General features: G+C 43.3%; 2 protein-coding genes. Both read left to right on the top strand.

Annotation, left to right across the window (positions count from 1 at the left end):
- Nucleotides 1-62: 62 nt before the first annotated feature.
- Nucleotides 63-608 carry a spore coat U domain-containing protein gene (locus R7D93_RS25530; protein WP_005485799.1) on the top strand — a complete coding sequence of 182 codons (546 nt, stop codon included), beginning with the start codon at nucleotides 63-65 and terminating at the stop codon, nucleotides 606-608.
- Nucleotides 609-647: 39 nt separating this feature from the next.
- Nucleotides 648-1,145, top strand: a complete 498-nt coding sequence (locus R7D93_RS25525) for a spore coat U domain-containing protein (protein WP_031831698.1) — start codon at nucleotides 648-650, stop codon at nucleotides 1,143-1,145.
- The last annotated feature ends 123 nt before the right edge of the window (nucleotides 1,146-1,268 follow it).

Below are 1,268 nucleotides of genomic sequence, written 5' to 3'. Positions count from 1 at the left end.
GTTTGTCATACTTGAGCTATAACTAATAAAACAATCATCGATATACAGTGGAATGTTAGAAAATGGAGCTTTATATGAAAAGAATATATTTGATGATGCCTCTGTTATTAACGTCATTCAGTTGGCAAGCAAACAGCGCCTCAGTGAGCGGCACCATTGATGTTTCCATTAACCTTGTACAAGGTTGTGTGATCAACGGAAATAATGCGGTAGACACTGCTTCTGGTATTGGTTTTGGTTTACTTGATTTCGGCGACGTGCCAGCGATCTTTACTGAGCAAGATGCTGTGGTCAATGGTGGCAGCGCGACGGGCATTGAAGTGCTCTGTAGTAACGGTGTGACTCCGACCTTTACACTTGGCACTGGTTTGTATGACGGAAGTGTAGCAGCTGGCTCCTACGCGATGTCGAATGGTTCCGAGTATATCGAATATAAGCTGTTTACCGATTCAGACAGAAATACCCAAATAGTGCAAAATGGAACGGTGGCGCTTACTGAGTTTACGACCGCAACGGCTCAGACCATTGAGCTTTTTGCGAAAGCTTACGGTACGAGCAGCACTGCGGGATCGTACTCAGATACAATCAGTGTGACATTAAGCTGGTAAACCGTGACGCTGGTTGTTAGAGGCTTTTCACTTGTCGTGATGAGTTGGTGTTCTTCAACTGTGCTGGCTGATGTGACAGAAACCTTTCAAGTATCAGCAACAGTAGACACAGGCTGTTTGATTAATGGCGCAGTACAAGAAGAGAGCGCAACGCAAGCTGGACAAATAGGAACGTTGGATTTTGGTGAACATTCTTCTGTTTATGCAGCGGAAGTACAAGGCAGTGTCACATACAGCTCATCACTTACATTAAGTTGTACTCCGGGTATTGCGATGAATGTTTCTCTAAACGGTGGGCTGAATTCATCGGATGGCGTGCGCAAGTTAAAGCATAGCGAAGAGGTCACGACGGTAGACTACTTTTTGTTTCAGGATCTGGATTACACACAAGTGCTTGATATCGATACACGATATTCCGTCGATACCAATCAAGACCCAGATAATATTCAGTTTCCTATCTGGGCAAAGGCAATAATAAATGGGAATGAAATAGCCGGAATTTATATGGATACGCTTACGCTGACCTTGGAGTGGTAAGTGATGTTTCGGAGGGATGAAATGGAATTCATACTCAAAAAATCATTATTAATAGCGACCTTCCTTTTTGTTTTTATCTCCAATGCTAACGCCAATTCATTATTAATTTGGCCGATCTACCCC

Origin of the sequence: Vibrio sp. YT-15, assembly GCF_033337445.1 — a bacterium.
In the GTDB taxonomy this organism is placed as follows: Bacteria; Pseudomonadota; Gammaproteobacteria; order Enterobacterales; family Vibrionaceae; genus Vibrio; species Vibrio alginolyticus.
This window is presented reverse-complemented; position numbering and strand designations above follow the sequence as displayed.